The organism is Pseudomonas brassicacearum (assembly GCF_009601685.2).
Classification (GTDB): domain Bacteria; phylum Pseudomonadota; class Gammaproteobacteria; order Pseudomonadales; family Pseudomonadaceae; genus Aquipseudomonas; species Aquipseudomonas kilonensis_B.
The window spans coordinates 1,649,258-1,673,816 of the sequence record NZ_CP045701.2 but is presented as its reverse complement, the minus strand read 5'-3'; the positions used below and the strand labels follow the sequence as shown (position 1 = coordinate 1,673,816).

At 60.3% G+C, this 24,559-nt stretch carries 19 protein-coding genes; 7 read left to right on the top strand and 12 right to left on the bottom strand.

Translation table 11 applies throughout. The features are described from left to right. Positions 1 to 149 precede the first annotated feature (149 nt). Positions 150 to 1,448: a mechanosensitive ion channel family protein gene (locus tag GFU70_RS07375; protein ID WP_153387796.1), complete on the top strand. Its 1,299-nt coding sequence runs from the start codon at positions 150 to 152 to the stop codon at positions 1,446 to 1,448. A 115-nt stretch (positions 1,449 to 1,563) separates the two neighbouring features. Here GFU70_RS07375 and GFU70_RS07370 read toward each other — a convergent pair whose 3' ends face one another. The 4 genes from GFU70_RS07370 to GFU70_RS07355 form a co-directional block, all read right to left on the bottom strand. Then, positions 1,564 to 2,430: a carboxylate/amino acid/amine transporter gene (locus GFU70_RS07370; protein WP_058546199.1), complete on the bottom strand. Its 867-nt coding sequence runs from the start codon at positions 2,428 to 2,430 to the stop codon at positions 1,564 to 1,566. An 81-nt stretch (positions 2,431 to 2,511) separates the two neighbouring features. Next, positions 2,512 to 4,380 (bottom strand): ATP-binding protein, encoded by a 1,869-nt coding sequence (locus tag GFU70_RS07365; protein ID WP_153387795.1) that lies wholly within the window; start codon positions 4,378 to 4,380, stop codon positions 2,512 to 2,514. 298 nt (positions 4,381 to 4,678) lie between these two features. Continuing rightward, positions 4,679 to 5,278 (bottom strand): FMN-dependent NADH-azoreductase, encoded by a 600-nt coding sequence (locus tag GFU70_RS07360; protein ID WP_058546197.1) that lies wholly within the window; start codon positions 5,276 to 5,278, stop codon positions 4,679 to 4,681. Positions 5,279 to 5,428: 150 nt separating this feature from the next. Continuing rightward, the gene (locus GFU70_RS07355) at positions 5,429 to 5,743 is read right to left on the bottom strand and encodes a hypothetical protein (protein ID WP_058546196.1); all 315 of its coding nucleotides are present in this window, start codon (positions 5,741 to 5,743) and stop codon (positions 5,429 to 5,431) included. 50 nt (positions 5,744 to 5,793) lie between these two features. Here GFU70_RS07355 and GFU70_RS07350 point away from each other — a divergent pair, with 50 nt between their 5' ends. From GFU70_RS07350 to aqpZ, 5 genes are all read left to right on the top strand, one after another. Then, complete coding sequence (locus tag GFU70_RS07350) at positions 5,794 to 6,717, top strand: LysR family transcriptional regulator (protein ID WP_058546195.1); 924 nt, start codon at positions 5,794 to 5,796, stop codon at positions 6,715 to 6,717. Between the two features lie 14 nt (positions 6,718 to 6,731). Next, positions 6,732 to 7,535 (top strand): alpha/beta fold hydrolase, encoded by an 804-nt coding sequence (locus GFU70_RS07345; protein WP_153387794.1) that lies wholly within the window; start codon positions 6,732 to 6,734, stop codon positions 7,533 to 7,535. 4 nt (positions 7,536 to 7,539) lie between these two features. Beyond that, positions 7,540 to 8,097, top strand: a complete 558-nt coding sequence (locus GFU70_RS07340) for a peptidylprolyl isomerase (RefSeq protein WP_058546193.1) — start codon at positions 7,540 to 7,542, stop codon at positions 8,095 to 8,097. 82 nt (positions 8,098 to 8,179) lie between these two features. Further along, positions 8,180 to 10,012, top strand: coding sequence for an ABC transporter ATP-binding protein (locus tag GFU70_RS07335; protein ID WP_153387793.1), 1,833 nt, complete (start codon positions 8,180 to 8,182; stop codon positions 10,010 to 10,012). A gap of 358 nt (positions 10,013 to 10,370) precedes the next feature. After that, positions 10,371 to 11,060: an aquaporin Z gene (gene aqpZ, locus GFU70_RS07330; protein ID WP_058546191.1), complete on the top strand. Its 690-nt coding sequence runs from the start codon at positions 10,371 to 10,373 to the stop codon at positions 11,058 to 11,060. A gap of 16 nt (positions 11,061 to 11,076) precedes the next feature. On the opposite strand, the gene GFU70_RS07325 is transcribed toward aqpZ, so the two are convergent. The 7 genes from GFU70_RS07325 to aceK all read right to left on the bottom strand — a co-directional run bounded on the left by GFU70_RS07325 (position 11,077) and on the right by aceK (position 22,254). Further along, the gene (locus GFU70_RS07325) at positions 11,077 to 12,201 is read right to left on the bottom strand and encodes a GNAT family N-acetyltransferase (RefSeq protein ID WP_058546190.1); all 1,125 of its coding nucleotides are present in this window, start codon (positions 12,199 to 12,201) and stop codon (positions 11,077 to 11,079) included. 140 nt (positions 12,202 to 12,341) lie between these two features. Continuing rightward, positions 12,342 to 13,652 (bottom strand): OprO/OprP family phosphate-selective porin, encoded by a 1,311-nt coding sequence (locus tag GFU70_RS07320; RefSeq protein WP_058546189.1) that lies wholly within the window; start codon positions 13,650 to 13,652, stop codon positions 12,342 to 12,344. Positions 13,653 to 13,929: 277 nt separating this feature from the next. Next, positions 13,930 to 14,166, bottom strand: coding sequence for an anti-sigma factor family protein (locus GFU70_RS07315; protein ID WP_116642965.1), 237 nt, complete (start codon positions 14,164 to 14,166; stop codon positions 13,930 to 13,932). Further along, entirely contained in the window at positions 14,160 to 14,771 is a 612-nt protein-coding gene (locus GFU70_RS07310; protein WP_058546187.1) for an RNA polymerase sigma factor, read from the bottom strand. The genes GFU70_RS07315 and GFU70_RS07310 overlap by 7 nt, the downstream gene beginning before the upstream one ends. Positions 14,772 to 15,003: 232 nt before the next feature. Continuing rightward, on the bottom strand, positions 15,004 to 16,125 hold the full coding sequence (locus GFU70_RS07305; protein WP_116642966.1) for a beta-ketoacyl-ACP synthase III: 1,122 nt from the start codon (positions 16,123 to 16,125) through the stop codon (positions 15,004 to 15,006). Positions 16,126 to 16,452: 327 nt separating this feature from the next. Next, on the bottom strand, positions 16,453 to 20,364 hold the full coding sequence (gene hrpA, locus GFU70_RS07300) for an ATP-dependent RNA helicase HrpA (protein ID WP_116642967.1): 3,912 nt from the start codon (positions 20,362 to 20,364) through the stop codon (positions 16,453 to 16,455). Positions 20,365 to 20,532: 168 nt separating this feature from the next. Next, positions 20,533 to 22,254: a bifunctional isocitrate dehydrogenase kinase/phosphatase gene (gene aceK, locus GFU70_RS07295; RefSeq protein WP_058546184.1), complete on the bottom strand. Its 1,722-nt coding sequence runs from the start codon at positions 22,252 to 22,254 to the stop codon at positions 20,533 to 20,535. A 130-nt stretch (positions 22,255 to 22,384) separates the two neighbouring features. Here aceK and GFU70_RS07290 point away from each other — a divergent pair, with 130 nt between their 5' ends. Further along, positions 22,385 to 23,293, top strand: coding sequence for a DMT family transporter (locus GFU70_RS07290; protein ID WP_153387792.1), 909 nt, complete (start codon positions 22,385 to 22,387; stop codon positions 23,291 to 23,293). 187 nt (positions 23,294 to 23,480) lie between these two features. Here GFU70_RS07290 and GFU70_RS07285 read toward each other — a convergent pair whose 3' ends face one another. Then, positions 23,481 to 24,344 (bottom strand): DMT family transporter, encoded by an 864-nt coding sequence (locus GFU70_RS07285; RefSeq protein ID WP_058546182.1) that lies wholly within the window; start codon positions 24,342 to 24,344, stop codon positions 23,481 to 23,483. Positions 24,345 to 24,559 lie beyond the last annotated feature (215 nt).

The window sequence follows — 24,559 nt, the reverse complement described above, 5'->3', positions numbered from 1 at the left end:
ACGGTTTCGAGCGCGAAGGCCGAGTTTCTTTATACAAACGGCGGTAAATCAGTGCATTTTTATCAGCCGTTATTGCATCAACGGTCACTTGACCGGGCTTAAATGCTCTAATTGCACCGTCGCGTCTTTATAGAAGAACCGTTTCGCCCATGGACATCAAACAACTCTGGGTCAAGCTCCAAGATCTCTGGGGTGCCCTTGACCAGCACCCGATCCTGCATTCCAGCCTCGCCCTGATATTGCTGCTGGTCATCGCCCTGGTGCTTGGCCGTGTGGCGCGCTATCTGATTTTGCACGCTGCCAAGTTGCTGGGGCGCCAACCGGCCTTGAACTGGGTCAACGACCTGCGCCATAACAAGGTCTTTCATCGCCTGGCACAGATGACGCCCTCACTGATCATCCAGTTCGGCCTGCACCTGGTGCCGGAACTGAGCAAGACCAGTATGGTTTTCCTGGGCAATGTCGCCCTGGCCTTCACCATTTTGTTCATGGTGCTGGCCATCAGCGCCCTGCTCAGCGCCCTGTTGGATGTCTACGCCCGCACCGAGCACGCCCGCACCCGCTCGATCAAAGGCTATGTGCAACTGGCGAAGATGGTGCTGTATGTGTTTGGCGCAATCATCATCGTTGCCACCCTGATCGACCGCTCGCCGCTGTTGCTGCTGTCGGGTCTGGGGGCCATGTCGGCGGTGATTCTGTTGGTCTACAAGGACACCCTGCTGTCGTTCGTCGCCAGCGTGCAACTGACCAGCAACGACATGCTGCGGGTCGGCGACTGGATCGAGATGCCCCAGGTCGGCGCCGACGGTGACGTGGTGGATATCACGCTGCACACGGTCAAGGTGCAGAATTTCGACAAGACCATCGTCTCGATCCCCACCTGGCGCCTGATGTCCGAGTCGTTCAAGAACTGGCGCGGCATGCAGCAGTCCGGCGGGCGACGGATCAAGCGCTGCCTGTTCATCGACGCCAGTGGCGTGCGTTTCCTGCATGACGAGGAAGAGCAGCGCCTGACCCAGGTGCGCCTGCTGACCGACTACATCGGCCGCAAGCAGGCCGAACTCAAGGCCTGGAACGAGGCCCAGGGCAACGTCGCGGCGATGTCGGCCAACCGTCGGCGGATGACCAACCTGGGCACCTTCCGCGCTTACGCACTGGCGTATTTGAAAAGCCACCCGGAGATCCAGCCGAACATGACCTGCATGGTCCGGCAGATGCAGACCACCGCCCAGGGCATCCCGCTGGAAATCTACTGCTTCACCCGCACCACCGCATGGGCCGACTACGAGCGTATCCAAGGGGATATTTTCGATTACCTGCTGGCGGTGATGCCGGAGTTCGGGTTGAACCTGTACCAGCAGCCAAGCGGCACGGACCTGCGTTCGGGGCTGCTGCCGGCGGTGCTGGGGGCGAGCCAGTTGCCGGAGCCGCAGAAGCAGGTGGTTTGACCCAGCACAGATCCCCCTGTGGGAGCGGGCTTGCTCGCGAAGGCGTCGTCTCAGTCGATATATTTGTTGCCTGACACTCCGCTTTCGCGAGCAAGCCCGCTCCCACAAGGATTTTTCAGTTTGCAGGTTGCGGTTGGCGTACCCCCAACCGACTGATCCACACCGCCGCCAATATCACCGACCCACCCAGCAGCAACCGCCCCAATGCCTCGTGCTGATTCCAGATCAGCAAGTTCACCAGCAGGCCCACCGGCACATGCAGGTTGTTCATCACCGCCAGCGTCCCGCCGTTGACCAGGCACGCGCCTTTGTTCCACCAGTACAGCCCCAGCGCGGTGGAGACCAGGCCGAGGAACACCAGCACGCCCCATTGCAGCGGCGCTTGCGGCCAGAAGTTGGCCTTGCCGAACAGCAGGAAAGCCGGCAACGCCACCATCAGCGCACCGAGATAGAAATAACCGAAACGCCGGTAGTGCGGCAGGTCGCTCGGGTGGCGGGCCACCAGGTGTTTGTACAGCACCTGTCCGGCAGCGTAGGTGAAGTTGGCCAATTGCAGCAGCAAGAAGCCCATGAAGAAATCCGGGTTGATCCGGTCGTAGCGAATCACCGCCGCACCGGCCACGGCCACCAGCGCCGCGATCAGCGCCCAGGGATTGAAGCGTCGGTTCAGCGCGTCCTCGATCAAGGTCACGTGCAGGGGCGTCAGGATGGTGAAAAGCAGCACCTCGGGCACCGTCAACACTCGGAAACTCAGGTACAGGCAGACGTAGGTGACGCCGAACTGCAAGGCGCCGATCAACAGCATGCCGCGCATGAACGCCGGCTCCACCTGGCGCCAGCGCGTCAGCGGAATGAACACCAGCCCGGCCAGCAGCACTCGCACCAGTACCGCGAAATAACTGTCCACATGCCCAGCCAGGTACTCGCCGATCAGGCTGAAGGAAAACGCCTGGATCAATGTCACAAAAAGTAGATAGCCCATACCGCCCCTCGTATCGAATGGCGGCGAAGATAGCGTTTTTGAACGATGGGAGCGAGCTTGCTCGCTCCCACTGGTTTCCCACTAACTTGAAACTTCATCCACGACCCAAGGGTTGGCCTGACGCTGGTGCCGATGGTTGGCGGCACGCTGGAGCACTCGGGTCAGCGCCTGGAAGTTTGCCGGTTTGGTCAAGATGTCATCGGCACCCGCAGCCCTGAAACGCTCTATCTCGCTGGAAAAAACACTCGCGGTGAAAGCAACGATGTAGCAAGTATCGCCCAGGGGTAATTCGCGGATTCTGCGCACGGCCTCCAACCCATCCATCACGGGCAGGTTGATATCCATCAGAATGATCTCTGGCATCGAAGCCATACAACGATTGACCGCTTCCAGGCCATCTGACGCAAGGTCGGGTGCATAACCCAACTCTTGTAGCATCGCCATGGCCACCTTCTGACTCACCGGGTGGTTCTCCACCAAAAGGATATCGAGCGGATAATCCTCGGCAAAAGATGAGTCGAAGCCAACCGTCGCATGATCATCCTTGACGGGTATTTCCGAGACTGAAAAAAGCGCCATGGGGAGCGAGAAGGAAAATGTCGAGCCAACACCAGGCTCGCTGGTGAAAAATAACGTTCCCTGTTGCGCCTCGAGCAGGTTCTTACAGATCGAAAGACCCAACCCACTCCCTATGAAGCGTTGTCCTGCTGGCCCTTTAAACTGGGCAAAGGGCTTGAACAGGTTGTCTTGCCGTTCCGTGGGGATACCGATGCCGGTATCGCGTATGGAGAAGTCGAGCCACGCTTGAGAGCCATAACCGCTGGTGGTGACCAAGAGGGAAACTTTACCGGCGTCGGTAAATTTGACCGCATTGCCCAGCAAGTTGATCAAAATCTGGCGAAGGCAATCCATATCGGTTTTGACCAAAGGCGGTACGTCCGGCGAGAACTGCGCCTCCAGCACTATCGGTTTGTCCTGAATACTTTGCCGGATCATTTCCATGCAGGATGAAACCAACGCTCTCACTTCGAAAACACGAGGTTTCAATTCAAGTTTGCCCGCCTCGATTTTTGCCAGGTCGAGAATGTTATCGATAAGAGACAGCAGGCTCCGTCCACTGGAATGAATCGTGGTGAGAAGACGACGTTGCTCGGGATCCAGGGCGGACCGGGCCAGCAACTCGGTCGCGCCAATCACACCGTACATTGGGGTGCGAATTTCATGACTCATGGTTGCCAGAAAGCTGGTTTTCGAACGATCAGCGTCCTCGGCGGCATTTTTCGCCTGTTTTAATACCTGTTCATTGACTCGCAGTTGCTGCAGATGAGCACGCATGCGCAAAAGCAGGAAAGCGAGAAATACCAGGATGGCCAGGATGATATGGTACAGGGCGTCATGATTAAGTTGTTGGTAGTAGTCCGCCAAGGTAACTTCCGCACCGACAACATACGCGGTACCGTCTTGTGATTTTAAGGGGACAAACACCGCGCGAAAATCACCCCAATGATCCGAGTAGTCGATCCAGGTTGGCTCGTTGCGCTCAAAACTATCGAGTAAAGCCTGACTGGCATCGGGATAAGGATCGAAGAAACGCACGAAATTCTTCTCTTGAATTTCTTTTTTCGATGCGCTGGAACTGACCAGATAAGCTTTTCCACCTCGCTTGATCACACTATAGACAAAAGCAGTGCCCATGGACTCGTTGAAGCCGGAGAGCCGCTCTATGGTGTCCCAGTCTTGCGTCGGTGATTTGGACTGTTTATCGACCAGATTGTCATGGTAACGGTCACCGAGAATGGCCGAAGCGCCCAGCGCGGCATGCAGCAATTTATTATTGATATTGTCAGTGAGGACGCTTTGCGTCTCGACATAGAGGTAAGAGATATAGCCAGCCGCCCCTATGAGGTAGACCAAGAATAAAGCCCATGTCTTGCGTTTGACTTTGAACATATCACAGTCTCCGTACTGTAATTGCGCGCATAAATTACCACAGCAGGCATCGCCAGACGTGCCAAATACCAGTGAGTCTGCGACCTGCACATCACCCAGCCCTCAAGGCTTGAGGGGCGCCCATTTCAAGTGGTCGTTATTTTCTCTTCCCCAAAAAAAAGCCCGATTTCGCTAAAGCGTTCAATCGGGCTGATGCACTCAGGAGCAATAAGTGCAAAGGGAGGTTCGATGCGCAAAACGGTTTGAAGGGAAGCGCCAGGTCACTAGAACACCTGGCGATTACCCGAGGATTAACGGATCAGGCGACCTGGGACAGTTTGGCGTTGGCCTGATTCAGACCCTTCTCCTGGAAATCGCCGCCCAGGTTCATGCCCTCGGCATGGATGAAGGTCACGTCGTGGATCCCGATGAAACCCATGACCTGGCGCAGGTAGGGCTCCTGATGGTCCGTGCTGCCGCCGGCATGAATACCGCCGCGGGCGGTGAGGACGAAGGCGCGCTTGCCGGCCAGCAGGCCTTGAGGGCCGGTGGGGGTGTACTTGAATGTCACACCGGCACGCAGCACGTGGTCGAGCCAGGCTTTCAGGGTGCTGGGGATAGCAAAGTTGTACATCGGCGCAGCCATCACCAGCACGTCGGCGGCCAGCAGTTCATCGGTCAGTTGGTTGGAGCGTTCCAGCGAGGCGTTTTCAACGTCGTTGCGCTGCTCGGTCGGCTTCATCCAGCCACCCAGCAAATTGGCATCCAGGTGCGGCACCGGGTTGATGGCCAGGTCGCGAACGCTGATTTCGTCGGCCGGGTGCGCCGCTTTCCACTGGCTGATGAAGGTCTGGGTCAGTTGACGGGACACCGAGTCTTGCTGGCGGGCGCTGCTTTCGATGATCAGAACGCGGGACATGGCTTGTAGGCTCCATCTGAGAATGTTGTCAGTCGATGGAGTGAAGGTTAAACGCGAGCATATCGATGAAAAAGCGCAAATAATTGCTGCAAATCATCGATAAATTCGTTTATAAGCGGAGCAAGCAGTATTGTCTGCCCCGCTGCCTGGCTATTTCGGCCGACAGGTCAGCTTGATGCGCAGCTTGATGATGTTGCGGTTGAACTTGGCCGTGGCGTTCTTGAACTTGCCGGCGGCGACTTCGATCTTGCGGGTGCGAGGTGCTTCGGGGCCATTTCTGAAGACCACGGTGCAAGCCGCATCGGTGCTCCCGTAGTTGTTGACCTGGATAGAGCCGATGTCGGCATCGGTGTCATAGGCGTTGTAGTCGATGCTCAGGCCGTTGAGGTGTTTTTCAACATCGATCGGGTAGGCAAACGCGGTCAGTGGTAGCAAAGCCAGCACCACACAGCAGATTTTCTTCATTCGGCAGTCTCCACCAAGGGACTGCCAGCTTAGGACAAGAGGAGCCCGATATGAAAGCGCCCCGCGTCACCCTTGATCAATGGCGCACCTTGCAGGCCGTGGTCGACTACGGCGGTTTCGCCCAGGCCGCTGAAGTGCTGCATCGCTCCCAGTCGTCAGTGAGCTACACCGTGGCCCGCATGCAGGATCAGCTCGGCGTGCCGTTGCTGCGCATCGATGGGCGCAAGGCCGTGCTGACCGAAGCCGGCGGCGTACTGCTGCGCCGTTCCCGGCAACTGGTGAAACAGGCCAGCCAACTGGAAGACCTGGCCCACCACATGGAGCAAGGCTGGGAAGCGGAAGTGCGCCTGGTGGTCGACGCGGCCTACCCCAACGCCCGCCTCGTTCGCGCCTTGACGGCGTTCATGCCACAAAGTCGTGGCTGTCGGGTGCGGCTGCGCGAAGAAGTGTTGTCTGGGGTCGAAGAAGTGCTGCTCGAAGGCGTGGCCGACCTGGCCATCAGCAGCTTCAGCATTCCTGGCTATCTGGGGGCGGAATTGAGCGACGTTGAATTCGTCGCGGTGGCCCATCCCGAACACACCCTGCATCGGCTCAACCGCGAGCTGACTTTCCAGGATCTGGAAAGCCAGTTGCAGGTGGTGATCCGCGACTCCGGACGCCAGCAACCTCGCGATGTGGGTTGGCTCGGTGCCGAACAGCGCTGGACCGTCGGCAGCCTGGCCACCGCCGCGACGTTCGTAGGCAGCGGCCTGGGCTTCGCCTGGCTGCCCCGGCACATGATCGAGCGGGAACTCAAGGAAGGGACGCTTAAACAGCTACCCTTGGATCAAGGTGGCAGCCGCAACCCGAGCTTCTATCTGTATTCGAACAAGGAAAAACCCCTGGGCCCAGCCACGCAAATCCTGGTCGAATTGCTGCGCACCTTCGACACCGCGCCGCTGGATGCGCCGTTCGCGGCCCCTGAACAAGCCTGACAAGGACTTCGCCGATGGCCTATTTCGAACACGAAGGTTGCAACCTGCACTACGAGGAATATGGCCACGGCACGCCCTTGCTGCTGGTCCACGGTTTGGGTTCCAGCACCCGGGACTGGGAAAAGCAGGTCCCGGTGCTGTCCGCCCATTACCACCTGATCGTGGTGGATGTGCGCGGCCACGGTCGCTCCGACAAGCCGCGGGAGCGCTACAGCATCGAAGGTTTCAGCGCCGACCTGATCGCCTTGATCGAACACCTGGGCCTGGGCCCGGTGCACTTGGTGGGCTGGTCCATGGGCGGCATGATCTGTTTTCAGCTGGCAGTGGATGAACCCGGGCGGATCAAGAGCCTGTGCATCGTCAACAGCGCGCCCGAAGTCAAAGTCCGCACGCCCGACGATTGCTGGCAATGGTTCAAGCGCTGGAGCCTGATGCGCATTCTTAGCCTGGAAACCATCGGCAAGGCCCTCGGCGCCAAGTTATTTCCCAAGCCTGAGCAAACCGAGTTACGCCTGGAAATGGCCCGGCGCTGGGCAAAGAACGACAAACGTGCTTATCTCGCCAGCTTCGATGCGATCGTAGGCTGGGGCGTTCAGGAACGACTTTCGCAGGTTGTCTGTCCAACCCTCGTCATCTGCGCCGACCACGACTACACCCCGGTGGCGCTGAAAGAAGCCTATGTCAAGCTGCTGCCCGATGCACGGCTGGTGGTCATCGCCGATTCACGGCACGCTACCCCGTTGGACCAACCCGAACGCTTCAACCAAACCCTGCTCGACTTTTTGACCGCAACCGACTCCACCACTCAGGATCACTGAACCCATGCTGAAAAAAATCGCCCTCGCCGCCGGCACCGTACTGTTTGCCGCCAACCTGATGGCCGCCACGCCAGCCAAGGCACCCCATGTATTGCTGGACACCACCAACGGTCAGATCGAAATCGAACTGGACCCGGTCAAGGCCCCCATCAGTACCAAGAACTTCCTTGAGTACGTGGACAGTGGTTTCTACAACAACACGATTTTTCACCGGGTGATCCCGGGGTTCATGATCCAGGGCGGAGGTTTCACTCAGCAAATGCAGCAGAAAGAAACCAAAGCTGCGATCAAGAACGAGTCGAAAAATGGTTTGCATAATGTCCGTGGCACGCTGTCCATGGCCCGCACATCCGTACCCGATTCCGCCACCAGCCAGTTCTTCGTGAACGTCAAGGATAACGACTTCCTCGATACTGGAGACGGCTATGCAGTGTTCGGCAAGGTCGTCAAAGGGATGGATGTCGTCGACATCATCGTCAACTCGCCAACCACCCAACGCAGCGGCATGAAAGACGTGCCGGCCGATCCTGTGATCATCAAGTCGGCCAAGCGCATCGACTGAAGAGGCGCACGGCAGCCTGGGCGACGCGGTCATCGCGCGCCGCCCATAGCAATAAGGAGAGCCCCTGCCAGGGCATTTACCCATGGTTTTTCGCCGCTTCGAAACACTGATCGATATCTTCCGCGACGCCCCCACTTCGGCTCCACCGAATCGCGTCCTGCCCTTCTACACCTATTACCTGAAACAGGTCTGGCCCAGCTTCGCCGTGCTGCTGGTAGTGGGCCTGATCGGTGCGCTCATCGAAGTGGCGCTGTTCAGCTACCTGAGCCGCATCATCGACCTGACCCAGGGCACGCCCAATGTGGACTTCTTCAAGATCCATGGCCTGGAGCTGGCCTGGATGGCCGTGGTGGCGCTGATTTTCCGACCGATCTTCGTGGCCCTGCATGACCTGCTGGTGCACCAGACCTTGAGCCCCGGCATGACCAGCCTGATCCGCTGGCAAAATCACAGCTACGTGCTCAAGCAGAGCCTGAATTTCTTCCAGAACGACTTCGCCGGGCGCATCGCCCAGCGCATCATGCAGACCGGCAACTCCCTGCGCGACTCCGCGGTGCAGGCCGTGGATGCCCTTTGGCATGTGCTGATCTACGCCATCAGCTCCCTGGTGCTGTTCGCCGAAGCCGACTGGCGCCTGATGATCCCGCTGCTGATGTGGATCGCTGCCTACATCGGTGCACTTTGTTATTTCGTGCCGCGGGTCAAGGAGCGCTCGGTGGTGTCGTCCGATGCCCGCTCCAAGCTCATGGGCCGGATCGTCGACGGCTACACCAACATCACCACCCTGAAACTGTTCGCCCATACCAACTTCGAGCAGCAATACGCCCGCGAAGCCATCCAGGAGCAGACCGAAAAAGCCCAGTTGGCCGGTCGCGTGGTGACCAGCATGGACGTGGTCATCACCACCATGAACGGGCTGCTGATCGTCGGCACCACGGCGCTGGCACTGTGGCTCTGGACCCAGTCGCTGATCAGCGTGGGCGCCATTGCCCTGGCGACCGGGCTGGTGATCCGCATCGTCAACATGTCCGGCTGGATCATGTGGGTGGTCAATGGCATCTTCGAAAACATCGGCATGGTCCAGGACGGTTTGCAGACCATTGCCCAACCCGTCAGCGTCACCGACCGCGACCAGGCCAAGCCCCTGGCGGTGGGCCGGGGCGAGGTGCGTTTCGAGCATGTGAGTTTCCACTACGGCAAGAAAAGTGGCGTGATCGACGACCTCAACCTGACCATCAAGCCCGGCGAAAAAATTGGCCTGATTGGTCCGTCCGGCGCCGGTAAATCCACCTTGGTCAACCTGCTGCTGCGCCTCTATGACGTGCAAGGCGGGCGCATCCTCATCGACGGCCAGGACATTGCCGAAGTCGGCCAGGAAAGCCTGCGCGAGCGCATCGGCATGATCACCCAGGACACCTCGCTGCTGCATCGTTCGATCCGTGACAACCTGCTCTATGGCAAGCCAGACGCCACCGATGCGCAACTCTGGGAAGCCGTGCGCAAGGCCCGGGCCGATGAGTTCATTCCATTGCTGTCGGACGCCGAAGGCCGCACCGGCTTCGATGCCCATGTGGGCGAGCGCGGCGTGAAACTGTCCGGCGGCCAGCGCCAGCGCATCGCTATTGCGCGGGTGCTGCTCAAGGACGCGCCGATCCTGATCATGGACGAAGCGACGTCAGCGCTGGACTCGGAAGTCGAGGCGGCGATCCAGGAAAGCCTCGAGACCTTGATGCAAGGCAAGACCGTGATCGCCATCGCCCACCGCCTCTCCACCATCGCCCGGATGGACCGCTTGGTGGTGCTGGAGAACGGCCGCATCGCCGAAACCGGCAGCCATGCCGAACTGCTGGCCCATGGCGGGTTGTATGCGCGGCTGTGGCAGCATCAGACCGGTGGGTTTGTGGGGATCGATTGAGCTTCTACAGACAGGAGGCGTGGGGATCGTGTGGGAGCAAGGCTTGCCCGCGATAAAGATAACGCGGTCTCCCGGATGGCCCGAGGCGCCAGCATCGCGAGCAAGCTTTGCTCCCACAGCCCAGTGTCCGAGCGCCATTCTGAAAAAATCTGTCCAGGATCCATTTAGCCCACACCGCAACGACATACTCCCCACCGACCACGGCCAGAACCGCCACCGTCCATGACGCTGGCGGTTTTTTATGCCGCTGGATTCTTCGCAAAATCCTGCTGTACTCAGCTCAGGTTCTGGAGATGAACCTGTCGTAATACTGCTGGATGCATAACCGATTATCACGACTGTTTCATCAAGGATTCTTATGTCTCTACTCAAACGTTCAACGACTGAGTTGTTGGGTACGTTCTGGCTGGTATTGGGCGGCTGCGGCAGCGCGGTATTGGCCGCCTCGGGGATTGGCGTGCTGGGGGTTGCCCTGGCGTTCGGCCTGACGGTGCTGACCATGGCGTTCGCCATCGGCCATATCTCGGGTTGCCATTTGAACCCCGCCGTTTCGTTGGGCTTGTACGTGGGCGGGCGGTTTCCGGCCAGAGAGTTGCCTGCCTACATCATTGCCCAACTCATTGGAGGGGTGCTCGCCGCCGCGTTGATCTACTTCATCGCCAGCGGCAAGGAAGGCTTTGACCTGGCCGCGTCCGGCCTGGCAGCGAACGGTTATGGCGAGCATTCGCCTGGTGGGTATTCAATGGCGGCCGGTTTTGTCACCGAGCTGGTCATGACGGCGATGTTCATCCTGATCATCCTCGGTGCCACCGATAAACGTGCGCCCGCCGGGCTGGCACCAATTGCCATCGGCCTGGCCCTGACGCTCATTCACCTGATCTCGATTCCGGTCACCAACACGTCCGTCAACCCGGCCCGCAGTACCGGTCCGGCGCTGATTGTCGGTGGCTGGGCCATCGAGCAACTGTGGCTATTCTGGGTAGCGCCGCTGCTGGGCGCCGTCGTCGGCGGTGTCTCCTACCGCTGGCTGGGCCAGGAAAACCGCTGAGTCATACCCGCGAGGATCAGCACTGCCGATAAGGCAGTGCTGTTTTCGCCTCTTCGGCATACGCCAGCACACCCTCATGCTCCCGAGCGAGAAAATCTTCGACCGCCGCTTTCAAACCGGGGTGGCGCAGGTAGTGCCATGAGCGGGTAATCACCGGCTCGAACCCGCGAATCAGTTTGTGCTCGCCCTGGGCACCCGCATCGAAACGCTGCAAGCCGCGGGCAATCGCGTAGTCCATGCCCTGGTAGAAACAGGTCTCGAAGTGCAGGCGGTCGAACTCCGCCAGGCAGCCCCAGTACCGCCCGTAGAAACTGTCGCCGCCCACCAGGCTGAACGCCATCGCCACCGGTCGCGAACCTTGCTTGGCCAGCACCACACGAATGGCCTCGGGCATGCGTTCGGCCAGCAGGCTGAAAAACGCTCGGGTCAGGTACGGCGCCTGCCGTCGTATCGCGTAGGTGTTGGCGTAACAGGCGTAGACAAAATCCCACTGCGCCTCGTCCAACTGATGACCTTCAAGCCATTGGAACGCGATGCCCTGCCCCGCCACTTGTTCGCGCTCCTTGCGCATCTGCTTGCGCTTGCGGGAACTGAGCGCGTCGAGAAAATCCTGGAAGTCGCGATAACCGCGATTCTGCCAGTGATACTGGCAGCCGATCCGCTGCAACCAGCCTTCTTGCCCGGCAAGCGCCGCGTCGGTGAAGGCATCGGTGAAGTTGATGTGGGCACTGGAAAGCCCTTCGATCTCCAGATACCCAGGCAAGCTGCCCAGCAACTCCAAGCCGTCCTCCACCCGCGCCGCCAACAGTCGCGGGCCACTGACCGGGCTGAACGGCACTGCCGTCAGCAACTTGGGGTAATAGTCGATGCCGGCGCGGGCGCAAGCGTCGGCCCAGCCGTGGTCGAACACGTATTCACCGTAGGAATGCCACTTGCGGTAGCTGGGCAAGGCCGCCAGCAGTTGACCGTCTTCAATGTGCAATAAATGCTCGGCTTGCCAACCGGAACTCGGTCCCAGGCTGGCGCTGTCTTCCAGCGAGCTCAGGAAGGCGTGGCGCAGGAACGGTTGATTGGCGGGCACCAGCGCGTCCCACTCGTGCGGCGCGATGGCGGACAAGCTGTCCAAGACGTGAAGCGGCATGCGGTTCCTCGATATCCAGACGGCGGATGGGGCGAGTATCGCCGATCCTGACCGCACGCACATAAAAAAACCCCGCCAGAGGCGGGGTTGAAAGGAGCTATAACGGATGAAGAAAGAGCTCTGTATCAAGTCAGTGCGATTTAGAACACGTACTGGGCGCGCATTACAAAACCGTCGCCATCGTCGTCGCCATTGGCGTTGGTGACTTTGTCGGTCTTGGCCTTGACGTAGGCAGCGGAAATTTTCACCGCTTCGTTGGCGTACCAGTTCACGCCCAGGTTGTGCACCTTGGCTTCGGCATCGCCCACTTCACGAGTCGCCGAGGCGGTGGTGATGTTGTCGTCTTCGACGGTCATGCTGTCAAAGCGATAGAACACTTCCCAGGCGCCGATGGATTTGTTCTGGGGCTTGATTGCATCAAACTTGCCGACTTTATAGCCGCGGGACTCACCGGTGAGGGTGTAGGCACCCTGGACATAGAAGCCATGGCCTTTGATGTCTTCGAAGGCGTCGCTGTCAGCCTTGGTCTTACGGGAGATGTATTCACCCTGGATCGACGCAGGCCCCATGGCGAAAGCGGCTTCCAGGCCGAAGGCGGTGTCAGTGTCGTACGAACCGGCCGGCGAGTTGTTGGCGCCGCCCAGGAGCGGACGGTTGCCGTTAGGGCCGGCATCGTTGCCGCCCAGGGTTTCAACGCCACGCATGCCCAGGCGGGAGCGATAACGTGCGTCGAACACGGTGTCGGAGACGTCACGGGAAGCAACGTTCACACCAAAGTGCAGGACGTTACCGGAATCGTGCATCGGTGCGAATACGAAGCGACCATTGAATTGCTTGACGCTGTCGCCGTCGGTGTCGTTGTTGTCCTTGGCGAATACGCCAGCGGAGGCATAGAACGAATCGGCGAAGGTGCTGGAAGCTTGCAGACCCAGACCGTTCTGGTGGCCGTTGGCCCAATCGATCAAATCGTAGGCGGCGTTACGCTCCGGTGCGGTAACCCACTTGGAGCTGGTGGCTTTTTCCAGGCCAAAATCCGGGTCGAAACGACCGAACTTGATCGAGACCGGCTTGAAGCCGTTGTAGGCCATGGACGCTTCGTCGAAGTAACCGTCGTCCGAGCTGCCGGCGTTGTGAGAGAAGTCGTAGTTGATGGTGTAGGCCCAATCCGTGTACAGCACGCCGGACAATTCCAGGAAGGCACGACGGAAGTAAGCGGCATCGGCCGAATTGCCATTATCGGTGTAGATACCATCGAACTGGCTGTAGTCAGCTTGCAAACGACCACCGAGCTTGAAGCTGAACTCTTTGTCAGTGGTAGCGACCTCAAGGCCGCCCTTGGTTTTGACCACGATATCGGCGCCGTCGGTGGTGACGGTGCCAGCGAAAGCCTGGGCGGTTACTGCCATGGCCAGTGCGCTGGCGGCAACACCTGCGAAGTGCTTGCGGATCATCGAAGAATTCCCCTGTTGGTAGTCTATGCCGTTAGAAAACACGCGGAACTGAGCCCGCTGGTGTTGGAGGGGATCTTGGCGATGGGTTGTGTCAGCGCAGTTGCTATCAGATAAAGATTTTATGACAGCGGAACTTTTTACTTCGAATAGGAATAACCGTAAGCGCTGGCGAAGCCTGCGATCTTTTGATCGTTCGCTTGAGATTCAATTGGCGGGGGAAAGATCGCAGCCTCGTTGCACTCGACAGCTCCTACAGTTCCTACAGTTCCTACAGCGCTTAGCGGATGTTTTTGCGGCGCTCGGCGGCGAGTTTTTCGGCGAGGTGATCCAGGTCAGGGACCGGCGGTTGCGGCAGTTTCCTGAGGGTTGCCTGCATCAGGCGCATCTGGCGGATAAAACGCCGGCACTTGGGGCAGAACATCAGGTGATGACGCACCATCAGGCGTTCACGAAAGCTCAGTTGCCCGTCGAGGTAGTCGCTGGAGCGCGCCACTTGTTCCTTGCAGGTCAGCATTCGCCGGTTTCCTCGAAATGTTCAACGGTCGCGAAGACTTTCAGCCGGGCGCGATGCAACAGCACTCGCACATTGGAGAGCGAGATATCCAGAAGATTACAGATTTCTTCCAGCTCCAACCCCTGGCGTTCCCGCAGGGTCAGCACGCTGCCTTGCAGTTGCGACAGGCTGAGCAATGTGTGCTCCAGGCAATCGCGTAATTCGTCCATCGTGAGCAGCGCCTCAGGCGTGTCCTGATGCCAGGCGAACGGCGCCAGCAGCCAATGACCATCGGCGGCGAAACGATCATCGCCCAGGGTGCCATGGGGTGACGGCAGATCGTCGAGCAACACCTCCCGACGGTTCTGTTTGTAGCGCCCTTTGGCAGCGTTGGCGGTGATGGTCAGCAGCCAGGTCTTGAGGCTGGAGCGTCCCTGGAAGCCATTGAGGTTGCGCACCACTGACAGCCAGGCATCCTGTACAACTTCGTCGGCATGACGACTGCCCACGATGGCGTAGGCCACGGCGCGCATCGGGCTCTGGTAGGCGCTGACCAGCTCCCTGTAGGCTTGTTGCTCACCGGCCAGTAGGCGTTGGAGCAGGAGGGTGTCGTCGGTGACCGTCATTCAACGTCCTATTGCTGGATAGATCGCGGTTGTTGCAGCTTGTGGGAGCAAGGCTTGTGGGAGCAAGGCTTGCCCGCGATGAAGGTGACGCGGTCTCCCGGGAAACCGAGGCGTCTGCATCGCGAGCAAGCTTTGCTCCCACAGGTCACATAGGTCACATAGGTCACATAGGTCACATAGGTCACACAGACCACAGGCCAGCAAGAATAAATCCTCTGGCCGCCAAAGTGGATCAGCGCTTGCGCAAAATCACGCTGCCAATCGAATAACCGGCGCCGAACGAGCTGAGTACGGCAACCGAGCCGCTGGGCAGGTCATCCTGGTATTTGTGGAACGCAATCACCGAACCGGCCGAACTGGTATTGGCGTAGCGGTCGAGGATCACCGGTGCTTCCTCTTCGGTGGCTTCGCGTCCCAGCAGTTTGCGCACGATCAGGTGGTTCATGCTCAAGTTGGCCTGGTGCAGCCAGAAGCGCTTCACCTCGCCAACGTTCAGTTGGTTTTCTTGCAGGTGGACGCCGATCAACTCGGCCACCATCGGGCAGACATCGCGGAAAACTTTGCGGCCTTCCTGGACGAACAGCTTGTCACGACTGCCGATACCCTCTTCCCCGGCACGGTTGAGGAAGCCGAAGTTGTTGCGGATGTTGTTGGAGAACTTGGTGAGTAGCTTGGTGCTGACCACGTCGAACTGATACGGCGAGGTTGCCTGGTCCGCCCGTTCGATGATCACGGCGGTGGCCGCGTCGCCGAAGATGAAGTGGCTGTCGCGATCGCGGAAGTTCAGGTGACCGGTGCACACTTCCGGGTTGACCATCAGGATCGCCCGGGCCTGGCCCAGTTGCACGCTGTTGGCCGCGGCCTGGATGCCGAAGGTTGCCGAGGAGCAGGCCACGTTCATGTCGAAACCAAAACCCTCGATGCCCAGGGCTTCCTGGACTTCGATGGCGATGGCCGGGTACGGACGCTGCAGGTTGGAACAGGCGACGATCACCCCATCGATGTCGGCGACGGTACGGCCGGCGCGCTCCAGGGCCTGCTTGGCGGCGCCAATGGCCATTTCGCACAGCACCGACCACTCATCGTTGGAGCGCTCGGGCAGGCGTGGGGTCATGCGCTGCGGATCGAGGATGCCCTCCTTGTCCATGACAAAGCGGCTCTTGATGCCGGAGGCCTTTTCGATGAACGCGGCGTTGGATTCGGTCAAGGCCTCGACTTCGCCGCGCGCGATGGCGTCAGCGTTGTCGGCATTGAATTGCGCGACATAGGTATTGAAAGATTGCACCAGCTCTTCGTTGGAGATGCTGTTGGCCGGGGTATACAGGCCGGTGCCGCTGATGACGACGTTATGCATGGTCGTGTCTCTGATCTGTTCAGGCAGAAAGCATTGGCACCGACGTACCAATACACAAAGGGACTTTTCCCATCCGGGGAAGCAGCCCTGGCATCGCTTTATTCCGATCCGCCCGGGGCATTGAAGCTCAAAACCACGGGACCGGCATTTATAGCCGCGAAGTTTGCCATAAACGCTGGGGTTTGGCCCATTCTCCCTTCACTACAACACCATACATGTGGGAGCGAGCTTGCTCGCGATAGCGGTGGTTCAGCCTGCATTGATGTTGACTGATACACCGCTATCGCGAGCAAGCTCGCTCCCACAGGGGTTAGAGGGGCTTTGCCATCACCCCTCCACCAACCCCCACTGCTTGCCCAGGCGCTTGTCCGAGATCGGCACCTTGGTTCCCAGTTGCTGGGCGAACAATGACACCCGGTACTCCTCCAACCACCAGCGGTACAGCTCCAGTTGCGGATCGCGCTTGCCCTCCTGGGCGTGTTTGCTGGCGCGGGCCTGGTATTGGGCCCAGAGGTTCGACAGCTCGCCGCTCCAGACCCGGTCTTTCTGCACCTGGCTACCGAGCTTCTCGAAACGTTGCTCGATGGCCTTGAGGTAGCGCGGCAGTTCCTTGAGCCATTGATGCGGGGTTTCGCGGACGAAGCCCGGGTACACCAGGTGGCTGAGCTGCTGCTTGATATCGTTCAGCGCCACGGCCTGGGCCAGGTCGATCTTGCCCTTGAAGCGTTTTTGCAGGCCATGCCAGAGCTTGAGGATGTCCAGGGTCAGCTTCGCCAGGCGTTCGGCGTGCTCGGTCCAGCCGCCGCGCTTGCGCTCGGCCAGGGAGGCCAGCGCGGCGCCGTCACGGGGCAGGCTCGCTTCGCCTTCGAGCACACAGCTGTCGAGGCTGGCGAGCAGGATGTCTTCCACCAGGCTGTCGATGCGCCCCAGGTCGCGGTACAGCAGGCCCAGTTCAGTCAGCCCCGGCAGCTTGCCGCGCAGGAACTTGGCCGACTCGGCCAATTGCTGCATCAGCAAGCGCTGCAAGGCACGGCGATGCTGGAACTCGGCTTCGGCCGGGGTTGGGAAACGCCCTTCCTTGACCACACCGCCCTCTTCCACCAGCGCCGGGTAGACCGTCATCGACAGCCCGGCGATCTTCTGTTGGGTTTTCTCGGCCACCGGCGCGAAGACCTTCGCCTCCACCGGTGCCTGGCTTTTCGCCGTTTGCGGTACGGCCAGGGCGGCCTGGCTGGCTTCGGCAAAGCGCGCCGTCAACTCGGCCAGGTCGCGGCCCTCGCCGAGGAACTTGCCTTGGCCGTCGACGATTTCCAGGTTCATGCGCAGGTGACTTTCCACCTGCTGGGCGGCTTCGGCCCAGGCTTCGTCGCTGACCCGCGCCCCGGTCATGCGCAGCAGCTCACGACCCAGGGACTGCGGCAACGAGCCCTCGGCGAAGGTGATGCGTTGCAATGCCGCCTTGACGAAATCCGGCACCGGCACGAAGTTCTTGCGCAAGGCCTTGGGCAGGTTGCGCACCAGGGCAATGCACTTGGCTTCGATCACCCCCGGCACCAGCCATTCCAGGCGTTCCGGCGGCAGCATCGGCAGCAGCGGTGCCGGCACTCGCAGGGTCACGCCATCGCGGGGATGGTTGGGCTCGAAGTGATAGCTCAGCGGCAAGGTCAGGTCACCGACGCGCAAGGTGTCCGGGTAGTGCGCGGCGGTGACTTCGCTGGCTTCGCGGGCCAGCACGTCTTCTTCGCGCATGATCAACAGTTGCGGATCTTTCTGGCTGTTGATCCGGTACCAGCTGTCGAACGTCGCGGTCTGGTGGATCTCGGCCGGCAAGCGCGCGTCGTAGAAGGCAAACAGGGTTTCCTCGTCCGCCAGGATGTCGCGGCGACGGGCCTTGGCTTCCAGCTCGTCGAGTTGTTCCAGCAAGCGGGTATTGGCACTCAGGCACTTGGCCTTGGACTGGATCTCGCCGCGCACCAGCGCCTCGCGGATGAACAGTTCACGGGAGACCACCGGGTCCACCGGCCCGTAATGCACTGGCCGGCGACCAACGACGATGAGCCCGAACAGGGTGATTTGCTCATAAGCCACCACTTGTCCGCGCTTCTTCTCCCAATGGGGTTCGAAGTGGTTTTTCTTGATCAGGTGCCCGGCCAGCGGTTCGATCCAGTCCGGTTCGATCTTGGCCACCATGCGCGCATACAGCTTGGTGGTTTCCACCAATTCGGCGGTCATCAGCCATTGCGGGCGCTTCTTGCCCAGGCCCGACGAGGGGTGGACCCAGAACCGTCGCTGGCGAGCGCCGAGGTAATCGCCGTCTTCGGTTTTCTGGCCGATCTGGCTCAACAGGCCCGAGAGCACCGCCTTGTGCAATTTCGGGAAGTCGGCCGGTTCTTTGTTGAGGCTCAACTGCATGTCACGGCAGATCAGGCTCAACTGGCGATGGGAATCACGCCACTCGCGCAGGCGCAGATAATTGAGGAAGTTCTTGCGGCACCAATTGCGCAGCGGGCTGGCGGTCAGGGCTTGGCGCTGCTCTTCGAAACCGCGCCACAGGTTGACCAGCCCGGCGAAGTCCGAGTCCGCGTCCTTCCACTGGGCGTGGGCCTGGTCAGCGGCCTGTTGACGCTCCGGCGGCCGCTCGCGCGGGTCCTGGATCGACATGGCACTGGCGACGATCAGCACTTCCTGCAAACTGCCCAGCTTCGCCGCTTCCAACAGCATGCGGCCCATGCGCGGGTCCACCGGCAGGCGCGCCAACTGGCGACCGAGCGGGGTCAACTGGCTGTTGCGGTCCACCGCCGACAATTCTTGCAGCAGGTTGAAACCGTCACTGATGGCCTTGCCATCCGGCGGTTCGATGAACGGGAAATCGGTGATCTCGCCGAGACGCAGGTGCAGCATCTGCAGGATCACCGCCGCCAGGTTGGTGCGCAGGATCTCCGGGTCGGTGAATTCCGGCCGTCCAAGAAAATCTTCTTCGCTGTACAGCCGCACGCAAATCCCCGGCTCGACCCGCCCGCAACGACCCTTGCGCTGGTTGGCACTGGCCTGGGAAATGGCTTCGATGGGCAGGCGCTGGACCTTGGCCCGATAGCTGTAGCGGCTGATGCGCGCGGTGCCGCTGTCGATCACGTAGCGGATGCCCGGCACGGTCAGCGAGGTTTCGGCGACGTTGGTCGCCAGCACCACGCGACGACCCGGGTGAGACTGGAAGATCCGCTGCTGCTCGGCCGGCGACAGTCGCGCATACAGCGGCAGAATCTCGGTGTGCTTGAGCTGGGCCTTGCGCAGCATCTCCGCCGCGTCGCGAATCTCCCGCTCGCCCGGCAGGAACACCAGCACATCCCCAGGGCTGCGGCGCTCGCTGCGCTCGTAGGCGGCGATTTCATCGAGGGTGGCGAGGATCGCCTGGTCGACGGTCAAGTCGTCCTCGACCCGGTTGCCCTCCTCGTCCTGCTCCAGGGTCAGCGGGCGATACCAGGTTTCCACCGGGAAGGTGCGACCCGAGACTTCCACGATCGGCGCGTCATCGAAGTGTTTGGAGAAACGCTCCAGGTCGATGGTCGCCGAGGTGATGATGACTTTGAGGTCCGGGCGACGTGGCAACAGGGTCTTGAGGTAGCCGAGCAGGAAGTCGATGTTCAGGCTGCGTTCGTGGGCTTCGTCGACGATGATCGTGTCGTAGCGCTCGAGGTAGCGGTCATTCTGGGTCTCGGCCAGCAGGATGCCGTCGGTCATCAGCTTGATTAGGGTGTTGGCGTCGCTCTGGTCCTCGAACCGCACCTGATAGCCCACCAGCGCGCCCAACGGCGTGGCCAGTTCCTCGGCTACACGGCTTGCGACGCTGCGCGCGGCGATCCGGCGCGGCTGGGTGTGGCCGATCAAGCCATGCTGGCCGCGGCCGATTTCCAGGCAGATCTTCGGCAATTGCGTGGTTTTGCCCGAGCCGGTCTCGCCGGCAATGATCAGCACCTGGTGCTTGAGCAGCGCGTCCTTGATTTCGTCGCGCTTGGCGGCAATCGGCAAGTTGTCGTCGTAGCGGATCACCGGCAGGCTCGCCTTGCGCGCCAACACCTGATCGCACGACGCCTGCATGCGCGTCACCCACTGGGCCAACTTGGCCTCGTCGGGTTTCTTGCGCAACTCGAGCAACTGGCGCCGCAACCGGTGACGGTCGGCGAGCATGGCGTGGTCGAGGTTTTTCAGCAGCTTGTCGATAGCGGGGGCTTGGTCAGTCATCAGGTACGCAAGGGTCGTCGGTTTGAGCAGGGGGCGATTGTCGCAGATTTGCGCACATGTGGGAGCAAGGCTTGCCCGCGATGAAGATGACGCGGTCTCCCGGGAGACCGAGGCGCCTGTATCGCGAGCAAGCTTTGCTCCCACAGGTTTTTGAGGGGTCTTGTCGGGTTATTCGTTATCGAGGTCCTTGCGCCGATACGGGAACACATCGATCACTTTCCCCGCTCGGATCGCCTCTTGCAGGCCTTTCCAGTAGTCGGCGTTGTACAGCTCGCCGTGCAACTGGTCGAACAGCTTGCGCTGCCCCGCGTCGGCGAACAGGAACGGCGGGAATTCTTCGGGGAAGACGTCCAGCGGGCCGATGGAATACCAGGGCTCGGAAGCCATTTCGTCTTCTGGGGTGCGGGGCTGCGGGATGTGACGGAAGTTGGCTTCGGTCAGGAAGCAGATTTCATCGTAGTCGTAGAACACCACCCGGCCGTGGCGAGTCACGCCGAAGTTCTTGAGCAGCATGTCGCCGGGGAAGATATTGGCCGCCGCCAGTTGCTTGATGGCCATGCCATAGTCTTCCAGCGCCTCACGCACCTGGTCCTGGTTGGCGTTTTCCAGGTACAGGTTCAGCGGTGTCATGCGCCGTTCGGTCCAGCAGTGACGAATCAGCACCGTGTCGCCTTCCACCGACACTGTGGACGGCGCCACTTCCAGCAGTTCCTCCAGGCACGTCGGTTCGAACTTGCTCAGGGGAAAGCGAAAATCAGCGAACTCCTGGGTATCGGCCATGCGCCCGACCCGGTCGACACTTTTCACCAGGCGGTACTTCTCGATCACCGTGGCGCGGTCGACGTTTTTCGACGGCGAGAAGCGGTCCTTGATGATCTTGAACACCGTGTTGAAGCCCGGCAGGGTGAACACGCTCATGACCATGCCACGCACACCCGGGGCCATGATGAACTGGTCGTCGGTGTTCGCCAGGTGGTTGATCAACGCTCGATAGAACTCGGACTTGCCGTGCTTGTAGAAACCGATGGAGGTGTACAACTCGGCGATGTGCTTGCCCGGCAGGATACGCTTGAGAAAGCCGATGAATTCCGCCGGCACCGGCACGTCCACCATGAAGTACGAGCGGGTGAACGAGAAGATGATCGACACCTGCGCCTCATCGGTGATCAGCGCATCGATCTGGATCCCCCGGCCCTCGCGGTGCAACAGCGGGATCACCAGCGGCCATTGGTCGTCGCGGGTGTAGATCCGGCCCACCAGGTAGGCGCCCTTGTTGCGATAGAGCACCGAAGAAAACAATTCCACCGTCAGCTCCGGGTCCTTGCAGACCCAGTCCGGCAGGTTCTCGCGCAACTGCGCTTCGAGGCGTGTCAGGTCGCCCGGCAGATCGGCGTAGTCCTCGCTGAAACGGTAATCGGCGAACACACTCGCCAGCATCCGGTCCAACTGCCCCTGGGGCTTGTAGATGCGGGTCTGGGCGGCGCGGGCCCGGCGCAGGCTGGGCCGGGTGGTGTGGATGAACATGGTGCCGTCGCTGATCAGGTCGTGACTGAACAGCCCGCAGAAGATCGAGTTGTACCAGGTTTCCGACAGTTCATCGTCAAAGCGCAGGTCGATCAGGCTGATGTAGGCGCTCTTGACCAGCGGCCAGCAGCTCACGTCCATCAGTGTTTCGTCATCGAAGGCCTGGTGCAGCCTGGCGACGGTTTCGAAGACTTTTTCTTCATACAAGTTGATGCGCGCCGCCGAAGCCGCTTGCGCTTCGAGCCACAGTGCCTGCTCGAACCGGGCGCGGGCGCCGTCGGTGATCTGCCGGAAATGCTCACGATAATCGTCGAAGCCGTCGAGGATCGAACGGGCGATTTCGATGGCGGGCCATGGCTGCGGCATAGGGTAAACCTCGGCGGGTCATGCTTGTTATGGGCGCCTGAGCTTAGAGGCCAATCACGCGGCAACGCAACCATTGCCATCGCTATTGAGGGCGGCGACACTTGCCGCCCAATCAAGGAAGGAATGACTCGTGAACCTCGTCGATATCCTGCGTTTACTGTCGCTGGCCGCTATCTGGGGCGCCAGTTTCCTGTTCATGCGCATTATCGCCCCCGTCATTGGCACAATCCCCACGGCCTTTTTTCGCGTGTCCATCGCCTTCGTCGGGCTGCTGGTGATCCTGGCCCTGATGCGCGTCGACTGGAATTTTCGCGGCAAGCTCAAAGTCGTGATGGGGCTGGGCCTGATCAACTCGGGCATTCCGGCAACGTTCTATTCGTTGGCGGCCCAGGTGCTGCCGGCCGGTTACTCGGCGATCTTCAACGCCACCACGCCATTGATGGGGGTGTTGATCGGCGGCTTGTTCTTCAGCGAAAAACTCACCCCTGCCAAGGTCAGCGGTGTCTGCCTGGGGCTGTTCGGGGTCGGCATCCTGACCCGCGCCGGCCCGGTGGCGTTCGACTTGCAATTGCTGATGGGCGCCCTTGCCTGCCTGCTGGCCACGACCTGCTATGGCTTTGCCGGTTTCCTCACCCGTCGCTGGCTCGATCAGCAGGGGGGCTTGGACAGCCGTCTCTCGGCCTTGGGCAGCATGTTCGGCGCCACGGTGTTCTTGCTGCCGTTGTTCGGCTACAGCGTCATCAGCCAACCACCGGCCAGTTGGGGTGGCTGGAGCGTCTGGTTGTCACTGCTGGGGCTGGGGCTGGTGTGTACCGCGCTGGCGTACATCCTTTACTTCCGCCTGCTCAGCTCCATCGGCCCGGTCAAGTCCATGACCGTGACGTTCCTGATCCCGCCGTTCGGCGTGCTATGGGGGGCGTTGCTGCTGGATGAGCCGTTGGGGATGGCGCATGTGTATGGCGGGGTTTTGATTGCGGCGGCGTTGTTGCTGGTGTTGAAGCCTTCGGTAGCGAAATCGGCTGAAGCGTCTGTCCGGTAGTTCATCGGCGTAGCGCATGATGCCATCGCAGGCAAGCCTTGCTCCCACAAGGACTACACATAACCTGTAAGAGCAAGCCTTGCTCCCACAAGGCCTCGCTCACCTGCGGAAGCAGAGGCTTGTACATAATCTGTGGGAGCAAGGCTTGCCCACGATGGCGGTTGTTCAGTCAACGAGCAGCCAAAGCTCAGCGACTTTTACGAAACACAAACACCAACCCCACGATGATCAGCACCATCCCCAGCAAGCTCAACAACGCCAGCCGGTTGCCAAACACCAGGTAATCCATGATGGCCGTCACCGCCGGCACCAGGTAGAACAGACTGGTGACATTTACCAGGTTGCCGCGGGCAATCAAACGGTACAGCAGCAACGTCGCCAGCACCGACACCACCAGCCCCATCCACAACACCGGCACGAAGAACCCTGCGCTGTATTCGAAATGGAACGGCTGGAACGGCACGAACACCGCGCACAACACCAGCCCGGCCAGGTACTGCACCGGCAGCGTGCCCAGTGGGTTGTCGGTAATGCGCTTCTGCATGATGGAACCGGCCGTCATGCTCACCAGTGCCAGCAACCCGCAGAGCATCCCGGCCAGGGACATGCCGGCCAGGCCGATGCCTTGGTACACCACCATGACCAACCCGACCAATCCCAGCATCAGGCCGAACATCCGCGACCAGGAACGCTGCCGTTCCATGAGCACCACGGTCAGGATCGGTTGCACGCCCATCAAGGTCGCCATGACCCCAGGCGTGACACTCATTTGCAGCGCCAGCAGATAAAAAATCTGATAGGCCCCCAACAGCACGAGCCCGGTGGTCGCCGCGTAGAGCATCGGCTTGCCGGTCTTGGGCCGTTTGAACTTGAGCAACGGAATCAACAGCACCAGCGCCGACAGCGCGATGGCAAAACGGATCAACAAAAAGGCGAAGGGGGAAGCGTGGGCCAGGCCCAGCTTGGAAAAGATCGCCCCGCTGCTCCACAGCAAAACGAACAGGCTCGTGGAAGCCGCCGCCAACAAGGCGTTTCTGGAAAGGGAAAACATGGATACCACCTGTAGTCAGGCAAAAAGCCAACTCAGCCGAGGCTGAAGTCCAGTAGTTTTTTTCAGGCGGGCACAGGAGATGGCAACCGTTGCCGATCAGCCCTGAATGCCAACACCCGGCGGTGATACGACGGCGTACACCGATGAGCTACGGACAGGTGGAGGGTATTGACCGATCTGCGCAGGCTGCTGGCTCCCACACGGCACGACGCCAG